The sequence below is a fragment of the Bradyrhizobium sp. SZCCHNR1053 genome (assembly GCF_032381235.1).
In the GTDB taxonomy this organism is placed as follows: domain Bacteria; phylum Pseudomonadota; class Alphaproteobacteria; order Rhizobiales; family Xanthobacteraceae; genus Bradyrhizobium.
In genome coordinates, this window is the sequence record NZ_JAUHJM010000007.1 from 28794 (window position 1) to 49575 (window position 20782).

16 protein-coding genes are annotated in these 20782 nt (G+C 62.0%); 10 read left to right on the top strand and 6 right to left on the bottom strand.

Going from position 1 to position 20782, the window contains the following annotated elements:
- Position 1 precedes the first annotated feature (1 nt).
- From QX051_RS17960 to QX051_RS17970, 3 genes are read left to right on the top strand one after another with little or no spacing between them, the layout of a single operon-like run.
- Positions 2–1138 carry an MlaE family lipid ABC transporter permease subunit gene (locus QX051_RS17960; protein WP_315739036.1) on the top strand — a complete coding sequence of 379 codons (1137 nt, stop codon included), beginning with the start codon at positions 2–4 and terminating at the stop codon, positions 1136–1138.
- Between the two features lie 2 nt (positions 1139–1140).
- A complete protein-coding gene (locus QX051_RS17965; RefSeq protein WP_315739035.1) occupies positions 1141–1920 on the top strand; it encodes an ABC transporter ATP-binding protein in 780 nt (259 codons plus the stop codon).
- A 3-nt stretch (positions 1921–1923) separates the two neighbouring features.
- Entirely contained in the window at positions 1924–3024 is a 1101-nt protein-coding gene (locus QX051_RS17970) for an ABC-type transport auxiliary lipoprotein family protein (RefSeq protein ID WP_315739034.1), read from the top strand.
- A 10-nt stretch (positions 3025–3034) separates the two neighbouring features.
- On the opposite strand, the gene QX051_RS17975 is transcribed toward QX051_RS17970, so the two are convergent.
- Positions 3035–3352, bottom strand: coding sequence for a cytochrome c (locus QX051_RS17975; protein ID WP_315739033.1), 318 nt, complete (start codon positions 3350–3352; stop codon positions 3035–3037).
- 141 nt (positions 3353–3493) lie between these two features.
- Here QX051_RS17975 and QX051_RS17980 point away from each other — a divergent pair, with 141 nt between their 5' ends.
- Both QX051_RS17980 and QX051_RS17985 read left to right on the top strand, forming a co-directional pair.
- Positions 3494–4207: a helix-turn-helix domain-containing protein gene (locus tag QX051_RS17980; protein ID WP_315739032.1), complete on the top strand. Its 714-nt coding sequence runs from the start codon at positions 3494–3496 to the stop codon at positions 4205–4207.
- A gap of 571 nt (positions 4208–4778) precedes the next feature.
- Positions 4779–5510 carry a Crp/Fnr family transcriptional regulator gene (locus QX051_RS17985; RefSeq protein ID WP_315739031.1) on the top strand — a complete coding sequence of 244 codons (732 nt, stop codon included), beginning with the start codon at positions 4779–4781 and terminating at the stop codon, positions 5508–5510.
- Positions 5511–5701: 191 nt separating this feature from the next.
- Here the strand turns inward: QX051_RS17985 and QX051_RS17990 are convergent, their stop codons facing one another.
- From QX051_RS17990 to QX051_RS18000, 3 genes are read right to left on the bottom strand one after another with little or no spacing between them, the layout of a single operon-like run.
- Complete coding sequence (locus QX051_RS17990) at positions 5702–5842, bottom strand: hypothetical protein (protein ID WP_315739030.1); 141 nt, start codon at positions 5840–5842, stop codon at positions 5702–5704.
- A 36-nt stretch (positions 5843–5878) separates the two neighbouring features.
- Positions 5879–6877 (bottom strand): TRAP transporter substrate-binding protein, encoded by a 999-nt coding sequence (locus QX051_RS17995; RefSeq protein WP_315777052.1) that lies wholly within the window; start codon positions 6875–6877, stop codon positions 5879–5881.
- Between the two features lie 55 nt (positions 6878–6932).
- On the bottom strand, positions 6933–7619 hold the full coding sequence (locus QX051_RS18000) for a GntR family transcriptional regulator (RefSeq protein WP_315756124.1): 687 nt from the start codon (positions 7617–7619) through the stop codon (positions 6933–6935).
- 377 nt (positions 7620–7996) lie between these two features.
- Here QX051_RS18000 and QX051_RS18005 point away from each other — a divergent pair, with 377 nt between their 5' ends.
- The gene (locus tag QX051_RS18005) at positions 7997–10084 is read left to right on the top strand and encodes a molybdopterin oxidoreductase family protein (RefSeq protein WP_315777053.1); all 2088 of its coding nucleotides are present in this window, start codon (positions 7997–7999) and stop codon (positions 10082–10084) included.
- 16 nt (positions 10085–10100) lie between these two features.
- Here QX051_RS18005 and QX051_RS18010 read toward each other — a convergent pair whose 3' ends face one another.
- Positions 10101–10586, bottom strand: coding sequence for a hypothetical protein (locus QX051_RS18010; RefSeq protein ID WP_315777054.1), 486 nt, complete (start codon positions 10584–10586; stop codon positions 10101–10103).
- A gap of 226 nt (positions 10587–10812) precedes the next feature.
- Between QX051_RS18010 and QX051_RS18015 the strand changes: the two genes are divergently transcribed.
- The 3 genes from QX051_RS18015 (at position 10813) to QX051_RS18025 (ending at position 15827) form a co-directional block, all read left to right on the top strand.
- Positions 10813–14238, top strand: coding sequence for an acyl-[ACP]--phospholipid O-acyltransferase (locus tag QX051_RS18015; protein WP_315777055.1), 3426 nt, complete (start codon positions 10813–10815; stop codon positions 14236–14238).
- Complete coding sequence (locus QX051_RS18020) at positions 14238–14975, top strand: esterase/lipase family protein (protein WP_315777188.1); 738 nt, start codon at positions 14238–14240, stop codon at positions 14973–14975. Before QX051_RS18015 ends, QX051_RS18020 begins: the two co-directional genes overlap by 1 nt.
- A gap of 72 nt (positions 14976–15047) precedes the next feature.
- Positions 15048–15827, top strand: coding sequence for an enoyl-CoA hydratase/isomerase family protein (locus QX051_RS18025; protein ID WP_315777056.1), 780 nt, complete (start codon positions 15048–15050; stop codon positions 15825–15827).
- A 97-nt stretch (positions 15828–15924) separates the two neighbouring features.
- Here the strand turns inward: QX051_RS18025 and QX051_RS18030 are convergent, their stop codons facing one another.
- Positions 15925–17133, bottom strand: coding sequence for a TIGR03032 family protein (locus QX051_RS18030; protein ID WP_315777057.1), 1209 nt, complete (start codon positions 17131–17133; stop codon positions 15925–15927).
- A gap of 185 nt (positions 17134–17318) precedes the next feature.
- Here QX051_RS18030 and QX051_RS18035 point away from each other — a divergent pair, with 185 nt between their 5' ends.
- Positions 17319–20645 carry an autotransporter domain-containing protein gene (locus QX051_RS18035; RefSeq protein WP_315777058.1) on the top strand — a complete coding sequence of 1109 codons (3327 nt, stop codon included), beginning with the start codon at positions 17319–17321 and terminating at the stop codon, positions 20643–20645.
- Positions 20646–20782 lie beyond the last annotated feature (137 nt).

Genomic DNA, 20782 nt, shown 5'->3' on the forward strand with positions numbered 1-20782 from the left:
ATTGCGTGCTCATCCGGGACTGACGGCCGCGACGACGGAGGATGTGCTTGAGCTTCGTCCGAGCGGATCATGGGTGTCCCTCAACGTGGCGGAGCTCGAGAGTTTGACCAGCTCTGCCGGCACCAGGGTCAACAGTGCGAAAGCCGTGAAGCTTGATCTGGGTGCCGTGAGCGAGATCGATACCGTCGGTGCCTGGTTGCTCGAGAAGCTCAGCCGCCGTGCCGCCGCTGGCGGTCGTCGGGTCGAGATGACCGGGGTGGCAGAAAACTACATCGGCCTGGTCGAGGAGGTCCGGCAGGTCAATCGACGAGAGGTCGAGCCGGCACCGAGACTGAATCCGGTCCTCGCCAAACTCACGGACCTCGGTCGTTCGAGTCTGGGGGCAGCCCAGGACGTCAAAGTGTTCCTGGACATGTTGGCCGCGCTGTCCTTTGCTCTGCTGCGGACGCTACGCCGGCCGCAATCTTTGCGCGTGACCTCCCTCGTCTATCAGATGTACCGCATCGGATGGCAGGCTATTCCAATCGTGGCGTTGATCACTTTCCTGATCGGCGCCATCATCGCCCAGCAGGGGATCTTCCATTTTCGACGTTTTGGTGCCGAATCCTACGTGGTCGATATGGTGGGAATTCTGGTCCTGCGCGAGCTTGGCGTTCTGATCGTCGCGATCATGGTGGCAGGGCGATCGGGAAGCGCCTACACGGCGGAACTTGGATCGATGAAGATGCGCGAGGAGATCGATGCGCTGGTGACGATGGGGCTGGATCCCGTCGAGGTGCTGATCCTGCCTCGCATCGTTGCGTTGATCTTGACCTTGCCAATTCTCGCCTTCATCGGCTCGATGGCTGGCCTGTATGGGGGAGGGCTGGTGGCCCAGCTCTATGGTGGCATGGGACCGGCAATCTTCATCGCCCGGCTACACGATGCCATCTCGGTCACCCATTTCGAAGTGGGAATATTGAAGGCCCCGTTCATGGCCTTGGTGATCGGCATTGTTGCCTGCAGTGAAGGACTTCGTGTGAAAGGTAGTGCCGAATCGCTGGGGCAACAAACCACGACATCCGTGGTGAAATCCATTTTCCTGGTCATCGTGCTCGATGGTCTGTTCGCCGTGTTTTTTGCGTCCATTGGAATGTAGCAATGGATGATCTTGGAGTGTCCAGCGCGATCCGCGTGACCGATCTCGTCGTCGGGTTCGGCCGGCAGCTCGTTCTGAACGATCTTTCGCTCGACGTTCGTCGCGGTGAGATTCTCGGTTTGGTTGGCGCGTCAGGCGGCGGGAAATCCGTCCTGATGCGGACGATCATCGGCCTCATTCCTCGGCGCAGCGGGACCATCGAGGTCATGGGGACACCCCTTGGTGGCGCCGAGGAGCGGACGACGCAGGCTGCGGCGAGGCGCTGGGGAATTCTGTTCCAGCAGGGAGCCCTGTTCTCGTCACTGACGGTCAAACAGAACGTTCAATTTCCGCTGCGCGAGAGCCTGCAGATGTCGCAGGGCTTGATGGATGAGATCGCGATAGCCAAGCTCGAAATGGTCGGCCTTCGCGCAGAGGACGGTGATAAATTCCCAGCCGAACTATCCGGCGGCATGACGAAGCGCGCCGCGCTGGCGCGGGCGCTCGCTCTCGATCCGGCGATCGTATTTCTTGACGAGCCGACCTCCGGCCTCGATCCGATTTCCGCCGGCGATTTCGACGCCCTGATCAAGACGCTCCAACTGACGTTGGGATTGACGGTGTTCATGGTGACGCACGATCTCGCCAGTCTGAACACGGTCTGCGACCGGGTCGCTGCTTTGGCCGACGGCAAGATCGTGGCAATTGGCCCTATGAGCGATCTCCTTCGATCAGAACACCCTTGGGTCAGAGCCTATTTTCACGGCAAGCGATCCCAGATGCTGCAACCAAAAGCGAGTTGAAAGATGGAAACCCGTGCGCCTTTCGCTGTCATCGGCGGCTTCGTGCTGGCGGCCATCGTCGCGATCTTTGGCTTCGTTTACTGGCTCAACAACACCGGAGGACTCGGGCCTCGCACGACCTATCACGTGCAGTTCGAGGGCTCAGTGCCCGGCCTGCTGGTCGGAGCTGCCGTTCTGTTCAACGGAATTCGGGTCGGCGAGGTGACTGAGCTGGGCCTGGCGCCGAACGATCCGCGTCGGGTCAACGCAACGATTTCCGTGGCGTCGACGACTCCCGTGCGCGCCGACACCAAGGTGGGTCTGGAATTCCAGGGGCTGACAGGAGTGCCGGTGATCGCGCTGGAGGGCGGCTCGTCGGCAGGAGCGGCGAGTGCCATATCGACACTGATTGCAGAACCGGGCGCCGGACAAAGCATGACGCAGGCCGCCCGGGACGCCCTGCGGCGCGTCGACGCAGTGCTTGCGGAGAATGCCGGGCCGCTCAAAGACACGATCGCCAACCTCAAGACATTCTCGGACGGCCTTGCGCGGAATACCGGCAAGCTCGATGGAATCGTCTCGGGTCTGGAAAAAATGACGGGAGGCGGCGCTCCAGCACAGAAGGTCACCTATGATCTGAGCGCGCCGCGAGAACTGGGGCCGGTCAACAAGACCATCAAGGGTCAGCTCGCGATTCCTGAGCCCACGGCCGTGGCGATGCTGCAGACTCAACGCATGCTGTTCACGCCGACAAAGGACTACCCGGGGTTCGGTGATTTCCTGTGGGCTGACAGCATCCCCAAGTTATTGCAGTCACGTCTGATAGATGCCTTCGAGAATTACGATGTGGCCCACGCTCCGCTGCGGACATCCGATCTCGGCCAGCCGGATTTTCAGCTGCTGATCGATGTCCGCCGTTTCCGGATCAATGGCGACACCGCCGCGGCGGAGATTGGTCTGTCGGCTCGCCTCGTCGACAAGAACGGCAAGGTCATCGCGTCACGGCTGTTTGACGAAAACCAGCCCGTTGCCCGGCTTGATCCTGCTGGCGCCGTGTCCGCCTTCGACGAGGCCTTCGGCCGGGTTGTCAAATCGATTCTGACCTGGACGATACAGGCGCTCTGAATCGACGGGGCTATTCCAAGCTCTTCAAATACGAGAGCAGATCGTGGATCTGCGGCGGCGCAAGCTGGAATTGGGGCATGGCCGGGTGACCAGTCACGATCCCCTCCGCGAGCGCTTCGCCCAGTGATTCGATCGGGTAGCGGAGATGCAGGTTTCGGAACGGGGGTGCCGGTTCGAAGGGACTCTCTCCCGTTCGACCGATGGCATGACATCGTGCGCAGTGGGCCTTCGCGAAGGCCTGCCCACGTTGCTGCGACGTCGACGCCGCGTAGGAGGGGGGCGCCAACGCTATCGCGGCGAGAAGGTGGCACAGAACAAGCCGCTGCATTCACAATGTCCGTTGGCGCTGGCAATGGCGGCCACGATAGGGCCCGGATTGTTGGTTCGTTTGATTTGAATCAATCGGAACTTCGAGCGTCCGTTAGAATGCAATCATTATATCCTTGCGCTTGGCCCAGCGGAGCCCCGTATGAAGACGTCTCTTGTTGCAGTCGATTTCCATGGGCAGGCCTGTGCCGATTGTGCCGTGCGGGGATTCAGTGTCTGTGCGTCGCTCGACCAGTTCGAAATGCGTGAATTCGAGCAGCTCAGCCGCCGGACCCATTTTGCGACCTGCGAGACGGTTTTCGCGCAAGAAGATACGTCGTCCTGCTTCTACAACTTACTGGATGGAGTCATGAGGCTCTACAAGCTTCTCCCCGACGGACGCAGGCAGATCGTCGGATTTGCGCTGCCTGGCGACTTCGTCGGCATGACGACGGAGGAACGGCATGGATTTTCGGCCGACGCAATCGGTCCCGTCACCGTCTGCCAGTTCGCAAAGGGACCGTTCGGACGCTTTGCCGAGGACAAGCCGAACCTGCTGCGGCGGATGAACGAACTGGCCGTGCAGGAGCTGAATCAGGCGCGTGATCACATGGTACTTCTCGGACGCCGATCAGCCGAGGAGAAGGTCGCGACATTCCTCGTTGGCTGGAGGGACCGGCTGGTGGAGCTTCGGGGACCCTCTAACATGGTACCGTTGCCGATGAGTCGGCAGGATATCGCCGACTATCTCGGGCTCACCATCGAGACCGTCAGTCGAACGTTCACGAAGCTCGAACGGGAGGGCATCATCGCGATCCTGCCCGGGGGCGTCTCGCTTCGAGATTCGGCGCGAGCTGAAGCTATGGCTGCTGCCTGACGTCGCTGGCGAAACCCGCATTGCATTGATCTGGATCAAGGACTGTCGCGCAGCCGATAGGGAACTGTGTCTCAAACTCGAACAGGGGAGAGAGACATGCCGCTCGACGCTATGATGGTCAGCTTTGCAGTTGTGGGGGTTTTTGTCGGGTTCGCTGCGGTCCTGCTTTGGGCTGATTCACAGACAAGACATCGGGTGTGAGGTACAGGCTGCCCTTGGGCTGCGGCATCTTGCGCTCAGAAGAGTAGCGCTGCTGGTCCGACGGGCGGCTGGACGACTCTCACGCGCTGCACAATGTATGCCGGGCCGCCTCTCGGGGGCGGAAACGCCTCCGGCGTCGATTGGCAGATGGCTTCGCCTTGAGCGTTCGCCGCATTTTCCTGGACAATCCGCCGATCTGCCGTATTCCGAAGTGCAATGAAATCGAGGATCGGTGGTCGCAAGTCCGAGGGATCGTCTTTGCTGGTGGCTGTAGGCGTGTCCATAGTCCCCTGACATCCGCGGGGGCCTTGGCCACCGGCTTTGGACAGCTCCCTTGGGCGGCGGTATTCGGACGCCTGGGAGATGCGGTGTGACTGAGGAAAAGCGGGCGAGCGTCCGACCTACCAACAACGGCAAACTGTCGGTGCTGCGTCAGCATCCGATTTTTCGTGAACTCGAGGCCGATGCGGTCGATCAGCTCTGCCGCTACGCCAAGCCGACATCGCTCAAGCGCGGTTCAACCATCTTCTCAAAAGGCGATCCTGGCTCAAGCTTGTATGCCGTGATCAGTGGCACCGTCAAAATCAGTGTCTCGTCGCCCGACGGCCGCAATGCCATCCTGAACCTGATCAGCGCGGGTGAGATATTCGGCGAAGTCGCCGTGCTCGACGGCCGAGAACGCACAGCCGACGCAACGGCCAATACGAACTGCGAGATTCTGGTCATCGATCGGCGCGAATTCCTGCCGTTCGTGAAGAGCCAGCCGGTGCTGGCAATGAAATTCATCGAGCTGCTTTGCGATCGGCTGCGCTGGACCAGCGACCAGGTCGAGCAGGTCATCCTTCAGGATCTCCCCCGCCGCCTTGCCAGTGCGCTGCTCGGCCTGACCGACAAGCGCAAGCTGGATACCGCAAGCCGCACCATCGCCATCACTCAGCAGGAGATCAGCGAAATGGTCGGCATGACGCGGGAGAGCATCAACAAGCAGTTGCGTGCATGGGCCGCGCGGGACTGGGTCCGCCTCGAGCACGGGGCGATCGTGCTTCTGAATCCCGAGCCGTTACGCGGATTGGCGGAGGCCGGTCAAGACGAAGACGAGTAGAGGCGGCGAGGCATTTTCCGACGTCCTACCTAGCCGGTGATGGCCGTATCCCGCCGACGGCGAGCTGGATTTCCCCGGGGGGCGGACATGAACAGCGCGCTGATCGAGATCGTCTCGCCGGCCGCGAGCGCGTGAAGGACGGCGTTTATGGTTTGGTGGCACCAGCACAACAGGACGGCCATCGCTTCGGGTCAGGAAGCCGCGCTGTTCAGGACGTAGCGGGTGAAGACCGCCCAAGTGATGACGGCTGAGATCAGCATGAGCGCCGTTACGCCCACGATGACGCAAGCGGGATACAGCGCATCCATCGCCCGGCGATAGAGTCCGGCCATCGTAAGCCTCTTGATCGTCCGAACCGAGCGTGCGGTCTATGCGATGTCCTGAATGCGCTTGATCATTTCTTGGTACTTCGGACCGTATTTGTCCCAGACCGGCTTCACGGCCTTTTGGAACGGCGCCTTGTTGGTGATTTCGACGATCTCGGAGCCACCGGCCTTGGCCTTCTCGATCGCTTCCCGCTCGTAGGCCTTCCAGAGTTCGCGCTCCTCCATCTGCGCTTCGCGCGCGAACTTCTTGATCAAGGTCTGGTCGTCGGTCGACAGGTTTGCCCAGGACCGCTTCGAGAACGCGAGGATTTCCGGAATGACGAGATGCTGGGTGAGCGAATAGTACTTCGCTGCCGTGTAATGATTGCTGAAGACGTAGCTCGGCGGATTGTTTTCGGCCCCGTCGATCACGCCGGTCTGCAGCGCGCTGAAGACCTGATCGTAGCCCATCGCGACGCCGTTGCCGCCAAGCGCGTTCATCATGTCGATGAAGATGGGATTGCCGATCACACGGATCTTCAGCCCCTTGACGTCCTCGACCGTCCTGATGGGCTTCCTGGTGTTGTAGATGCTGCGCGCGCCCGAATTCATCCAGCAGAGTGCGACGAGATTTGCGCTGGCATTGGCGCTGACGCGGTCCAGAAGGTCCTGACCGATCGGACCGTCCATCATCTTTTCAGAATGTTCGATGCTCTTGAACAGGAAGGGCATGTTGACGACGTTGACGTCGTCGACGATCGGGCCGAGTGCGCCGGCGCTGACCCGCAGCATCTGGATCGCCCCGATCTGGGTCTGCTCGATGGTCTCTTTCTCGCCGCCGAGCTGAGCGGAGGGATACATCTGGATCGACAGCCTGCCGTTGGTTGCCGCTGTAAGCTTTTTGCCGAGGTTTTCTGTTGCTGCAACCGTCGGATAACCCGGCGGCTGAACGTCGGATGCCTTGAACACCGCCTTCGATTGCCCAAGGGCGGCCGAGATCGGCGGCAGCGTTGCAACGCCCGCAAAGCCCACGCTCAATCTGATGAAATCGCGTCTTTTCATGGCGTCTCTCCGACGGAATGATCGTGTCGCCGCAAGGTTCGATGCGATCATCTCGTTAGCTTGGTTGATCGAAATACTCTGGATTCTTGGTCTGAATTTCAGAGATGTCGTCGAGCAGGCGTTCCAGATGACTCGCCATGGCAGCCCGGGCACGATCCGGATCGCGCCGCTCGATGGCCTGAAGGATTGGTTCGTGCTCTGCGATCACTTCGGCCATCCGTCCGATCTGCGGCAGGGTCAGTCGACGATAGCGGTCGACGTGAACCTTGACCTGAACGATCAGTTTCCAGATCCCGGGATAGCCCGCGACCTCGGCGATGCCAGCGTGAAACATCTCGTCCGCCTGGTGGAAGGCTTCGCGATCCTTTGCGGCGCAGGCCTCGCGCTGACGCTCGAGGGTCGCATGCAGGTTGAGCAACTGGCTCGATGTCGCATGCTCGGCGGCCATCCGAGCGGTGGTCTCTTCGAGAGACTTTCGGATGATGATGGTCTCGGGGAGTGCTGCGACCGGAATGCGCGAGACGAAGATGCCGGACTGCGGAAAGATCTCGACCAACCCTTCATCGGAGAGTTTCAGAATGGCCTCGCGGACCGGTGTCCTGCTGACACCATAGGTCGTCGCAATCTGCGCTTCCGAGATCGGCTCCCCCGGCAGGCGCACGAGCGACACGAGTTCGGACCTGAGATCGGTGTAGATGCGTGACGCTGCTGTCGCGCCGCGGGGCCGACCATTGCGGCGCATGCGGGCAACCACAGGCCGTGGCGCTGGGGCCATTTTCCTCGGGGCTCGACTGGACATGTGCGTTTCCTCAACTGATATATTAATATATGAAGCTGGCTTTGCAATCGAAATTGCCGGTCAGCTGAGGGCTGGGCATGGTGCGCTGCGACGTAGATCGTTCGCAGGAGAGCGACCCCGAGCGCGCAACAGAAGCCTATCGTCTTTTGATGCAGTCTTCACCTTGCCCCTGGCGGCGGATCGGTTGTTGTCGATGGTGACTTGCCGCGTCCAGAAGCAGGCCCAACGTTTGCGGTGGAGCAGACACGCACGAATCTTGTTCATGCGAATGCCTCGCGAATGCTCTCGGCGGACGCATTCTTTGGTGCTACGAATCGGGCATGAACCAGCAAACTCGGGTCGACATCCGCCATTCCACCTGCCCGCACGATTGTCCGTCGGCCTGCGCGCTCGACGTCGAGGTGCTCGATCGAAAGGCGATCGGCCGCGTTCGCGGCTCGAAACGGCAGACCTATACGGCTGGCGTGGTTTGCGCCAAGGTCGCGAGATATGCTGAGCGGATTCATCATCCTGAGAGGCTGATGCATCCGATGCGTCGCGTCGGCCCGAAAGGCTCAGGGCAATTTGCACGCATCTCCTGGGACGAGGCGTTGGACGTGATCGCCGAGCGGTTTCTCCAGGTGGAGCGCGACTTTGGCGCTCAGTCGGTCTGGCCGTATTATTACGCGGGCACGATGGGTCTCGTGATGCGCGATGGCCTCAACCGTCTCACCCATGTGAAGAAGTACTCGCGGTTCTACTCCACGATCTGCGCCAATGTCGCGCGCATCGGCTTTGCCATCGGCACCGGGAAGATTGCAGGCGTCGATCCGCGGGAGATGGCGCTCTCGGATCTGGTCGTGATCTGGGGCACGAACCCGGTGAACACGCAGGTCAATGTCATGACTCATGCGGCGCGCGCCCGGAAGGAACGAGGCGCGAAGATCGCGGCGATCGATGTCTACGACAATGAGACCATGAAGCAGGCCGACATCAAGGTCATCCTGCGACCTGGGACCGACGGCGCATTTGCCTGCGGCGTGATGCACGTGCTGTTTCGCGATGGCTATGCCGACCGCGCCTATATGGAGAAGTACACGGATTGTCCTGCCGAACTCGAAGCGCATCTGGAGACCCGGACGCCGCAATGGGCATCGCAAATCTCTGGCGTTCCCGTGGCCGAAATCGAGGCGTTCGCCCGTCTGGTCGGAGAGACGAAGCGGACCTTCTTCCGACTGGGTTATGGTTTCACTCGCAGCAGGAACGGCGCGACGCAGATGCATGCGGCATCGTGCATTCCCGCGGTGACCGGCGCCTGGCAGTATGAGGGAGGCGGAGCCTTCTTCAACAACGCGGCGCTGTGGCATTTCGATGAATCGATCATCGAGGGCCGTGATGCCGTCGATCATTCCACCCGCTTTCTCGATCAGTCGCAGATTGGGCGTATCCTCACCGGGGATCGAGCAGCGTTGTGCGGCGGTCCGCCGGTCAAGGCGATGCTGATCCAGAACACCAATCCGATGACGGTGGCGCCCGAGCAGGAGCTGGTTCGCAACGGATTTGCGCGCGAGGATCTTTTCGTCGCGGTCCACGAGCAGTTCATGACCGAGACGGCGCAGATGGCGGATATCGTGCTGCCCGCCACGATGTTCATGGAGCATGACGATCTCTATTACGGCGGCGGCCATCAGCACATTTCGATCGGACCGAAGCTGATCGACCCGCCCGGCGAGTGCCGGTCCAATCATGAGGTGCTGCAGGGCCTGGCGCGCCGGCTGCGGGCGGTGCATCCGGGCTTCGAGATGTCGCCGCGCGAGCTGATCGATGCGACGTTGAAGAAGAGCGGCCATGGCGATATCGCCGGGCTCGAGGCCGATGTCTGGCGCGACCTTCAGCCGGACTTCCGCACCTCGCACTATCTCGACGGCTTCGCGCACAGCGACGGGAAATTTCACTTCAAGGCCGACTGGGCGCATCCACTATTCGGCCGCGTCATGGGCAATCCTGAACGCATGCCGTCGTTGCCCGACCATTGGGCGGTGACCGAAGAGGTCGATCAGCAGCATCCGTTTCGGCTTGCGACCAGCCCCGCGCGCTCGTTCCTCAACACCTCCTTCAACGAGACGCCATCGTCGCAGGCGCGGGAAGGGGGACCCTCCGTCATGATCCATCCGCTCGATGCAGCCCCGCTCGGCATTGTCGACGGCGATATCGTCACGCTCGGCAACGAGCGTGGCCAGACCTCGCTTGCGGCCCGGCTGTTCGACGGAGTCCGGCGCGGGGTGCTGATCGCCGAATCCATCCATCCCAATCGCGCCCATGTCGGGGGGCGGGGCATCAACGTGCTCACCGCTGCCGACACCGTCGCGCCGATCGGGGGCGCGGCCTTTCACGACAACAAGGTCTGGCTGCGCAAATCGGCCGGGTGACGCCGACCTGGACGGGTCATCGAAAATATTTCTTAGAATCAATGGCTTGATGTCCTGCCTTGGTGTACTGGCCGCGGCCGGGAAGACTTCGTTTACCCAATCGCTCCGCCTTATCGAATCTTCTTGAGCGCCGCTCATTTTTGCGATATCTATTTTGAGCGTTGCTCAAAATCAAAGGAGTGATCCCATGCAGGTTCTCAGCTTTCGCGGTCCGCAGCTTTTTCCCGTCGTCGATCTCCAGCCGTTGCTGAACGGTTTGGCTCGGGCTGCGTCTCACCTTGTGGCGGCACGCGTTGAGCGCATCGCCAACGCCTGTGACGTTGCCGGCCTGCTGGCCGCGCGGCGCGCAAGGCGGGTGCCCGGAGACCGGCTTTTTCGCGCAGCTGTTCGCGAGGGACGCCGGCCTCGCCGCGGTGGCCTGTTCGGCTGCTTCCACTACCTGAGTGAGCTGAGCTGACCACGGCTCAAATCCCCGGCTCATACGCAAGGAAGCGGTCACCATGTCCTCTCGTCCCATAACCTCCGTCCAGCTGCCCTCGGTCTGGATAAGCCTTTTGCACACGACCTTCGGGCTACTCTTCGTGCTGGTCGGCGGCCAACAACAGAACGGCAGACCGCATGACCGCGTCTAACAGGGTGCATCACCGGCACCACCTCATTTCATCACCAACCTTCAAGACTCTTGCCATCCTTGCGGCCGAGCCGCCGCAGCACACCAGGAAACGACCATGATCAAGCAGTTGATGTCGTCGCGCCGTTTTGCCCCGCTGTTCTGGGCGCAATTCTCCTCGGCGCTGAACGACAACGTCCTGAAGAATGCGCTCGTCATCATGCTGCTCTATGGCGCCATGGCCGTGCATGGCGATGCGCTGGTGACCGTGGCCGGTGCGGTGTTCATCTTCCCATTCTTCATTCTTTCGGGACTCGGCGGCGAGTTGGCCGACAGGTACGTCAAGGGCATCGTCGCGCGCAGGCTGAAGTTCGCCGAGATATTCGCTGCCGGCTTCGCGGCGCTGGGTTTCTTCATGCATTCGATCCCGCTGCTGTTCGTCGCCCTCGGCATGTTCGGTGTCATCGCCGCGCTGTTCGGCCCGGTGAAATACGCCATGCTGCCGGACCAGCTGACGGTCGGCGAGCTCGCCACCGGCAATGCGCTAGTGGAAGGTGCGACCTTCATGGCCATCCTGATTGGCACCATCGCCGGCGGCCAGCTTGTCTCCGGCTCCTCGCACATGGGCTGGGTCGCTCTCGCGGTGATCGGCCTTGCCGTCATCTCCTGGGCCTCCGCCTCGCGCATTCCGCACACGGTGCCGTCCGCGCCGGATCTGCGGATCACGGCCAACCCCTGGACCTCGACCTTGCACCTTCTGAAGTCGTTACATGCCGCGCCTCGGCTGTGGGACGGCATGGTGATCGTGTCCTGGTTCTGGCTGGTGGGTGCCGTCGTGCTGTCGCTGCTGCCGGCCCTGGTCAAGGACGTCGTCGGCGGTACCGAGGGCGTCGTCACCCTGTGCCTCGCCATCTTTGCGGTCGGCATCGCGATCGGCTCGCTGTTCGCCGCGCATCTCAGCCACGTCAGGCCGAACCTCGCGCTGGTGCCGATCGGCGCCATCATCATGGGCGTGCTCGGCCTCGACTTGTCCTGGGCGATCGGCACGACGGAGATCGCGAAGGGAATCACGCCGCTGGGATTCATCGGCTCCTGGTCAGGCTCGCGCATGCTGTTCGATTTCGCCTTGTTCGCCTTCGGCGGCGGCCTCTTCGTGGTTCCTGCGTTCGCCGCTGTGCAGGCGTGGTCGGAGCCCACCGAGCGCGCCCGGGTCATCGCCGCCGGCAACGTGCTGCAGGCCGCTTTCATGGTGGTCGGCTCGCTGGGCGTGGCTGGCCTGCAGGCTGCAGGCGTCTCGATCGCCTGGATCTTCTTCGGTCTGGCCTTGGCGAGCTTCGGCGCCGTCTGGTTCGTGCTCACCAAATGGGGCAGGGAGGGCGTGCGCGACTTCGGCGCGATGCTGTTCCGCGCGCTGTTCCGCACCGAGGTGCGCGGGCTGGAGAACCTGCCGCCGGCCGGCACCCGCATGCTGATCGCGCCGAACCATGTCAGCCTGATCGACGGCCCGCTGCTCCACGCGGTGCTGCCGATCGATGCGACCTTCGCCGTCGACACCGGGATCTCCAAGGCCTGGTGGGCGAAGGTCTTCCTGAAACTTGTGAGCCACATCACGATCGACCCGACCAAGCCGCTCGGTGCTCGCGATCTGATCAAGCTGGTCGCCAGCCAGGAGCCGGTGGTGATCTTCCCGGAGGGCCGCATCACGGTGTCGGGCTCGCTGATGAAGGTCTATGACGGCACCGCGATGATCGCCGACAAGGCCGACGCCGTCGTGGTGCCGGTCCGCATCGAGGGCGCGCAGCGCTCGCATCTCAGCTATCTCAAGGATGGCCAGATCAAGCGCTCGTGGTTTCCCAAGGTGACGGTGACGATCCTGCCGCCGGTGAAGCTCACCATCGATGCGGCTCTCAAGGGCAAGACCCGCCGCAATGCAGCTGGCGCTGCGCTGCAGGACGTGATGATCGAAGCCATGGTCAAGAACGCCATGCTGGATCGAACGCTGTTCGAGGCGCTCGCCCATGCCCATCGCGACCACGATACCGGCAAGGTGATGATCGAGGATCCGCTCGGCACCAAGCTGACCTATCGCAAGCTGCTGCTTGGCTCGCAGGTGCTCAGCCGCAAGCTCGAGCAGGGCACGATGGTGGGCGAGAACATCGGCCTGTTGCTGCCGAACTCCGCCGGCGTCGCCGTGGTGTTCATGGCGCTGCAGTCGATCGGACGCGTGCCGGCAATGCTGAATTTCTCCGCCGGCCCGGTGAACGTGCTGGCGGCGATGAAGGCGGCGCAGGTCACGACCGTTCTGACGTCGCGGGCCTTCATCGAGAAGGGCAAGCTCGACAAGCTGATCGCGGCGATCGAGGGGCAGGCCCGTCTGGTCTATCTCGAGGACGTCAAGGATTCCGTCAGCTTTGCCGACAAGATCAAGGGCATGATCGACGGCACCAAGCCGCGCGTCGGCCGCAATGCCGACCACCCCGCCGTGATTCTGTTCACGTCCGGCTCCGAAGGCACGCCGAAGGGCGTTGTCCTGTCCCATCGCAACATTCTGGCGAATGCCGCGCAGGCATTGGCGAGGGTCGACGCCAACGCTAACGATCTTGTGTTCAATGTTTTGCCGGTGTTCCACTCCTTCGGCCTCACCGGCGGCATGATGATGCCCATGTTGGCGGGCATCCCCATCTATATGTACCCGTCGCCGCTGCACTACCGGATCGTGCCCGAACTGATCTACCAGACCGGCGCCACCATCTTGTTCGGCACCGACACCTTCCTGACTGGTTACGCGCGCTCCGCCCACGCCTATGATTTCCGTACCCTGCGGCTGGTCATCGCCGGCGCCGAGCCGGTCAAGGACCGGACACGGCAGATCTACATGGAGCGTTATGGCATCCGCGTTCTCGAAGGCTATGGCGTCACGGAGACCGCGCCGGTGCTGGCGATGAACACGCCGATGGCCAACCGTGTCGGCACCGTCGGCCGCCTGTCGCCGCTGATGGAGTACCGGCTCGACAAGGTGCCGGGCATCGAGGAGGGCGGACGCCTCTCGGTCCGTGGCCCCAACGTCATGCTCGGCTATGTCAGAGCCGAAAATCCGGGTGTGCTGGAGGCACTGCCGGAGGGTTGGCACGACACCGGCGACATCGTCACCATCGACGCGCAAGGCTTCATCACGATCAAGGGCCGCGCCAAGCGCTTTGCCAAGATCGCCGGCGAGATGGTGTCGCTGACGGTGGTTGAGCAGATTGCCGCGACGCTATGGCCGCAAGCGGCATCGGTCGCGGTCTCGATTCCCGACCAGCGCAAGGGCGAGCGCATCGTGCTGATCACGACGCAGAAGGATGCCGAGCGCTCCGCGATGCAGCGCCAGGCCAAGGCGCAAGGCGCGCCGGAGCTGGCGGTGCCGGCCGTCGTGATGGTGGTCGACAAGATCCCGCTGCTCGGTTCCGGCAAGACCGACTATGTCGGCGCCAAGGCGCTCGCCGAGGCGAGTGCGGCAACAGCCACGGTCGAGCGTGAGCCGGAAGAGCGGGAAGTCGCGTGATTACATCGCTGCGCCGGCGTTCTCAGCACATTGGCCCCCGCAACGCGGGGGTCGTTCTGCTGCATGGTATCGCCGGCCGATCATTGATGCTGCGTCCGCTGGAAAAGCGGCTGCAGCGAGCTGGTTTTGCGACGTTGAACCTCGACTATGAAAGCCGCAAGAAGCCGCTCGAGTTTCTTGCCGAGGACATCCGCCCGGCCATCGCCGATTTTGCCGCGGGGATCGGCGGGCCGATCCACTTCGTCACCCATTCGATGGGCGGGCTGCTGGCACGGGTCGCGATCGCGAAGCATCGGCCGGCGCGGCTCGGCCGTGTCGTCATGCTGGGAACGCCCAATGGCGGCAGCGAGCTCGCCGACCGGCTGCAGAATGTCGGGCTCTATCGCACCTATTTCGGTCCGGCCGGCCTGCAGCTGGTGACGGCGAAAGACGTCACGCTCGCCTCTCTGCCGCCCGCCGATTACGAGATTGGTGTGATCGCCGGAAACCGTTTCCTCGATCCGATCGCCGGCCTGTTCCTGCTGCCATGGCCGAATGACGGCCGTGTCTCGGTCGAGAGCTGCAAGCTCGCCGAGATGACGGACTACACCGTGATCAAGGCCTCGCATATGGGCCTGCTGGTGCATCCGACGTCGTTCCGGCAGACCATCGCTTTCCTGCACACCGGACAGTTCGATCCAGCGCGTCCGCGGCTGCACGGTGTCATCGCCGAGATCGGCCGCCGCGCGGCCAGCTGACGCAAGTTTTCCTTGCCCGCGGCGGCTATCCCGCGCCAATCTCGCATCCAACATCAAGCAACGGGCAAGGCGATGACCGACGACAGCGTGATTCTCGACAAGCGCGGGCAGGCCCTCTGGATCACCATCAATCGTCCAGAGAAGCGCAACGCGCTGAATGGTGACGTCATCGCCGGGATCTCGCGCGGCTATCGCAAGGCGCATGACGATCCGCAGGTTCGCGTGATCGTGCTGACCGGCGCGGGAGACAAGGCATTCTGTGCGGGCGCCGACCTGCAGAACTCGGGCGCGGCCTTTGCGATGGATTTCTCCCGCCCCAATGTCGACTACGCCGATCTGCTCAGGCTGTCGCAGAATGCCACCAAGCCCGCGATCGCGCGCGTCGGCGGCGTCTGCATGGCCGGTGGCATGGGGCTGTTGTGCATGACCGACATGGCGGTTGCGGCCGATCACGTCATCTTCGGCCTGCCGGAGGTCAAGGTCGGCGTGTTCCCGATGCAGGTGCTGAGCCTGTTGCAGAGCATCGCGCCACCGCGACTCGTCAACGAATGGGCGCTGACGGGCGAGCCGTTCGATGCCAAGGCTGCACAGGCTGCGGGGTTGCTCAACCATGTCGTTCCCGCCGCCGAGCTCGATGCCAAGATCGAGTGGCTGATCGGCCGCATCGTCGACAAGTCGCCGACCGCCATCCGCCGCGGCAAATACGCCATGCGCGCCATCGCGTCGATGTCGTTCGACGAGGCGATCGCCTATCTCGAAAGCCAGATCGCGCTCTTGGCGATGACCGAGGACGCCAAGGAAGGCCTGAAGGCGTTCGCCGAGAAGCGCAAGCCGGTGTGGCCGGGGAAGTAGCGCGCGGCAGGTGGATCGCTTGACGGCGGCTCTGTTGTTCCAGCTGTCATGCTCCGCGAAGGCGGAGCATCGCTCGTTCCTCGGCTAGCGCGCAGCTTTACGCGCGCCTCGGGGACCCAATTCCCGGCGCTCGTTCATGCACAGGCCAAGCGCTCTGAGCGGGATCCATCGGATCGTGGGTGACGAGATCAAGGATCTCATTGTTGGCGAAGCCGATCGCCATTGGTCGTATCACGTCTGGCACAACGCCCAGATCGTAGAATTCGGCTACCGCCCCATCAATCCGAAACCAGTTTTCGCAGGCACCGGTGTCGAGATTGATCAATTGGATTCCGCACCACGGTTCAGAATCGGTTTCGGCCAACCTGCGATCCAGTGCGAGACCCTCGAAACGCTCATAGCGAGGTTTCGACAAGCCAACGAAGGCATAGTTGCCGAAAAACGCGAGCCCGCGCACGAAGCCGGGACAGAATGCCAGAACGTGGAACGTCGCGCCGGCTGCTGAACGCTCGATCCATCCGATCTCCCCCGTGCCCGAGTTGAGCACCCACAATCTCCCGCGATAGAGCCGAGGGGAATGAGGCATCGAGAGACCATCGATCACTATCTCATTGGAGTGCACGTCGATGACGATGCCGCCATCGGAACGACGGTCGCGCCAGCCGTCGACGGTGTCCGATCTGCTGATCGCCGTAACGTAGCGCGGGGCGCCGTCTTCGATGGCAAGTCCGTTCAGATGACATCGGTCCTCCTTGACGATCTTCGAAATGAAGGAAGGCTTCCACAGCGGCGTGAAGCTGTGCCGTTCCGATGTAGAGGCAAGACAATTGTAAAGCGTGTTGACGAAGACGATGCGGCCGTCGCTCAGCATCCCCACGTCATGAACATCGAGCTCGCCAGTGGTGAAGATCTGGCGCGGGACATAACAGGCATCGTGCAGATCGTTGATCTGCTGCCCGGGCGCAAGTACGTTCCTGAATCTCAAGATCTGGAACATCGTGGCGAGCAGGATCGTATCGCTGTCCACGACGCAGATTCCCATGGCCTTGTGAAAGAGGCGCTCGTGGACCAAGAGCCCGCCGTCGGCATTCTGACCCAGGAAATAGAATTTGCCGGATTGATAGGACGAACCCGCGATGGCGATGCGCTGAGAACCAAGAAATCCGGGCAGTCCGGGTGACATGGAATACCGAACCGCTTCACTGCCGGCCTGGCCAACCTGTTCCGCGGGAAGGCGTACGCAAGTTCGATCGGCTGGCAGAATCTCGTTTGATTCGAATGTCGGTACGTCGTCACGACGGCCCATGGATGCTTCTCCAAACGGCGGTGAACCCGACAAGAGGCAGGCCTCTTCAGCGCGGCCTAGGAGAGTGCCTCGAAAGACGGGAACGGCTTAAGACTTTTTGGTCGATGTGCCATCATCTTCTGGTTGTCCAGTAATTCTTGACATATAAAGGTTGAGTTTCCCAGCCCAAAGGAGGAGGGCGGCGCTTGTCCGACAGGTTTCCATGCCGGCAGTTGGTGCTGTCGTCTTCGATGCTGGTGGGCGCAGTTTTCGGCTATAGCCGCCGGGTCTACGCTGCTTGCGCCAATGTGGGCGGTTCCAATTGGGAATGCTCGGCGGCCAGCACCGCCCAGACGATTTCGGGCGCCAACGCTCACGTGACTGCGCTATCGGGATTCCGCATTACGACCGTCTCCTCGAATGCTCTGACGATCACCGGCGCCGGCAACCTTTCATACACCGATACGAACTTCTCTCCGTTTACTGCGACCGCCGGCAACGGACTCAATATGACGACGACAGCCGGCGTTCCGGGCAGCATCACAGTGAATACCAACGGTGATATCACCGCCCTCAACTACGGCATTCGGGGCCGCAACCAGGGCACCGGCGCGCTCAGCATCACGACCAACGGCGATGTCGTAAGCACGGGCACAACCTCGGTATCGCGGGGAATCGTGGCGATCAATTTCGGCACTGATCTGACCGTGACAACCGGCGCAGGCTCCAACGTCCGCGGCGCGCGCTACGGAATTCTGAGCCGCAACTACGGCACTGGATCGACGACCGTGACGGTCAACGGTGACGTCACGGCCGCCGGCACGACCGGCAGCGATTTCGCTCTTCTCGCGAGAGGGAACGCAGATGTCACGGTGACCACAGCCGCCGGAACTACCGTGAGCGGCCAGGAGAGCGGCATCTTCGCGCGGAGCGATGGCAATGGCGCGGTAAAGATCGCCGTCGCTGGCGACGTCACAGGAACCAATACGACGGGCATATATGCGAGAAGCGGAACGAGCGGATCAATTGCGATTACGATCGGCGCCGGAAGCCACGTGACCTCGAATGGTACGGGAGCGGATGGTTTCGCCATTGATACATCGAGCTTCGTCGTCAGCCCTACCACTCTCACTGTGGCCGGTACGCTAGATGGCGGTGCGGGCGGCGCCGTTCGGTTTCATGGTTCGGCGAACCGGCTTGAGCTCTATCCAACCGCTGCGATCAACGGCAACGTTTTCGGCGGCGGCAGCGACACCCTTGCACTGGGCGGCACTGGTACAGCGAGCTTCAACGTCGCAACGATCGGTGCCGGCCTGCAATACCAGGGCTTCGGGACGTTTCTCAAGGAGGGCAGCAGCCACTGGACGCTTACTGGCACCACTCCGCTCATCTCCAGCTTTACCGTGAATGGCGGCCTGCTTGAGGTCGACGGAAACATGCCAAACACCTCAGTCACAGTGAATAGCGGCGCGCTGCAACTCGGGAATGGCGGCAGCGCCGGCTCGATCGGCGGCAACGTCACTGACAACGGCATCTTTGCGATCAATCGTTCCGACAGCTACACGTTCGGCGGCATCATTTCGGGCACCGGGACATTCCAACAGCTTGGCTCCGGCACCACCATCTTCTCCGGTGCGAACACTTATACCGGCGGCACCATCGTCAGCGCGGGCACACTGCAACTCGGCAATGGCGGTACCAGCGGCTCGATCGTCGGCGACGTGATCGACAACGGAATCTTGGCCTTCAATCATTCCGACGGTTACACCTTCGGTGGAACGATCTCAGGCTCTGGTGCCCTCGAGCAAAACGGCAGTGGCACGCTCGTCCTGAGCGGGCACAGTAGCTACACAGGCCCGACGTTCATCAACAGCGGGATACTAGACGTCACAGGGGAGCTCGCATCGACCGTGTTCGTCAACTCCGGGGCCCGGCTCATGGGCAATGGCACGATCGGCGGCCTCGCTGTCGCGAGCAGGGGAGTCGTTTCTCCAGGCAATGCGATCGGGACGCTTAATGTCTCTGGCGACGTATCCTTTGCCTCTGGCTCCACCTACGAAGTCGAGACCAACGCGTCCGGGGCGGCAGACCGGATCGTGGCGACCGGCACGGCAAGACTCAATGGCAATGTCGTCGTCCTGCCGCAGAACGGTGCCTATGCCTTCCGTACCACCTACAATATCCTCAATGCCGCCGATGGCATTAGTGGTGCCTTCTCTGGGGTGAGCAGCAACTCTGCGTTCCTGTTTCCCAGCCTGAGTTATGATGCCAACAACGTGTTCCTCTCGTTGACCCAGTCGACGTTCTTTCCGAGCGTCGCGCGGACGGCAAACCAGCTGGCCGTAGCCACCGCTCTCCAGGAAAGCTCGCCGGATAGCCGGCTCTTCGGCAGCGTGATCTTCCAGACAGCGCCCGGCGCGCAACAGGCGTTCGACGCGCTGTCGGGCGAACTTCATGCCAGCGCACGGACGTCCCTCGTCGAAGACGGTCATTTCGCCCGGGACGCCGTCCTCGGACGCTTGCGTCAAACTTCCTTTGAGGACCGTTTTGGGCCGTTTGCGAGTTTCGGCTCCGGTGGTCCAGCCGTGATCTACGGCGATGTCGATCTATCCTCGCCGAAGCATCTGGCCTACGCCGCCGATACGGACAGGCGCATTCTCCGCACCGGCAGCATTCCGTCGTCGGCCAACGCGTCCACATCGCGGGATATTGGCTGGTGGGCTCAGGGAGTGGGGGCTTGGGGCACGGCTCATGGTGACGGCAGTGCTGCTGGTATGAGCCGACGCCTGAGCGGTTTCTTCAGCGGAGTAGATGGGCGGCTGGGCGACAACTGGCGGGCAGGCGTCGCGGTCGGCTACACCAATTCGAGGACGAGCATCGATGCCCGTGCGAGCTCGGCCGATATCGATAGCGCATATCTAGCCGTCTATACTGGCTTTGACGTGGGTGCCTGGAACGTCCGCTCGGGGGCACTTCTGAGCTTCAGCACCATTGGGAGCGCTCGCTCGATCAGCTATCCGGGTTTTCTCGAACGGGCGACCGGGCGTTATGGCGCGTTCGGCTCACAAATATTTGGTGAGATTGGGTATGATCTGAACCTCGCGGATGCTCTTGTGGAGCCATTTGCAGGTTGGTCCTGGATCCATCTCCATACCAATGGCTTCGATGAGGCCGGTGACGTCGCCGCACTTTCCGGCTCATCGCGCGAGGAGGACGTAGGTTATACGGCGATCGGGGCGCGCGCATCGGCGCTGATTGCACTATCGGACGGAATGGCGCTCAAGCCGTCAGCATCGCTCGCTTGGCAACACGGTTTCGGCCAGCTCAAGCCGGAAGACCACCTGCTTTTCAGAAGCACCGGCGCTGCATTTGACATTGCAGGGCTGCCGCTCGCTCGGGATGCCGCCCTGGTGCAGACCGCCCTGGATCTGCGCACAAGCGCCAATACTGTCATGGGAGTGTCCTATCGCGGCAATCTTTCGAGGAGCAGCCAGGATCACTCGATCGAGGGGCACATCAAAGTTCAATTCTAGCTCTATCTGGGGAAAGATATCCGGACAGCGGATGCGCGAGGCGATCAGCGTCTCATCGAGACCTGCCTATCATTTGGCTGCGAATGCGCAGCGCACATTTGAGTGCCGCCTGGCTTGTCCTTGCAGCAGATGAACAG

What these genes read in the sequence shown, in the direction of transcription:
- QX051_RS17980 (WP_315739032.1), top strand. Translation starts at nt 3,494, where the DNA reads ATGAAGACGTCTCTTGTTGCAGTCGATTTCCATGGGCAGGCCTGTGCC.
- QX051_RS17970 (WP_315739034.1), top strand. Translation starts at nt 1,924, where the DNA reads ATGGAAACCCGTGCGCCTTTCGCTGTCATCGGCGGCTTCGTGCTGGCG.
- QX051_RS17995 (WP_315777052.1), bottom strand. Translation starts at nt 6,877, where the DNA reads ATGAAAAGACGCGATTTCATCAGATTGAGCGTGGGCTTTGCGGGCGTT.
- QX051_RS17990 (WP_315739030.1), bottom strand. Translation starts at nt 5,842, where the DNA reads ATGGCCGGACTCTATCGCCGGGCGATGGATGCGCTGTATCCCGCTTGC.
- QX051_RS18025 (WP_315777056.1), top strand. Translation starts at nt 15,048, where the DNA reads ATGACCGACGACAGCGTGATTCTCGACAAGCGCGGGCAGGCCCTCTGG.
- QX051_RS17965 (WP_315739035.1), top strand. Translation starts at nt 1,141, where the DNA reads ATGGATGATCTTGGAGTGTCCAGCGCGATCCGCGTGACCGATCTCGTC.
- QX051_RS18000 (WP_315756124.1), bottom strand. Translation starts at nt 7,619, where the DNA reads ATGCGCCGCAATGGTCGGCCCCGCGGCGCGACAGCAGCGTCACGCATC.
- QX051_RS18015 (WP_315777055.1), top strand. Translation starts at nt 10,813, where the DNA reads ATGATCAAGCAGTTGATGTCGTCGCGCCGTTTTGCCCCGCTGTTCTGG.
- QX051_RS18005 (WP_315777053.1), top strand. Translation starts at nt 7,997, where the DNA reads ATGAACCAGCAAACTCGGGTCGACATCCGCCATTCCACCTGCCCGCAC.
- QX051_RS17975 (WP_315739033.1), bottom strand. Translation starts at nt 3,352, where the DNA reads ATGCAGCGGCTTGTTCTGTGCCACCTTCTCGCCGCGATAGCGTTGGCG.
- QX051_RS18010 (WP_315777054.1), bottom strand. Translation starts at nt 10,586, where the DNA reads ATGGTGACCGCTTCCTTGCGTATGAGCCGGGGATTTGAGCCGTGGTCA.
- QX051_RS18030 (WP_315777057.1), bottom strand. Translation starts at nt 17,133, where the DNA reads ATGGGCCGTCGTGACGACGTACCGACATTCGAATCAAACGAGATTCTG.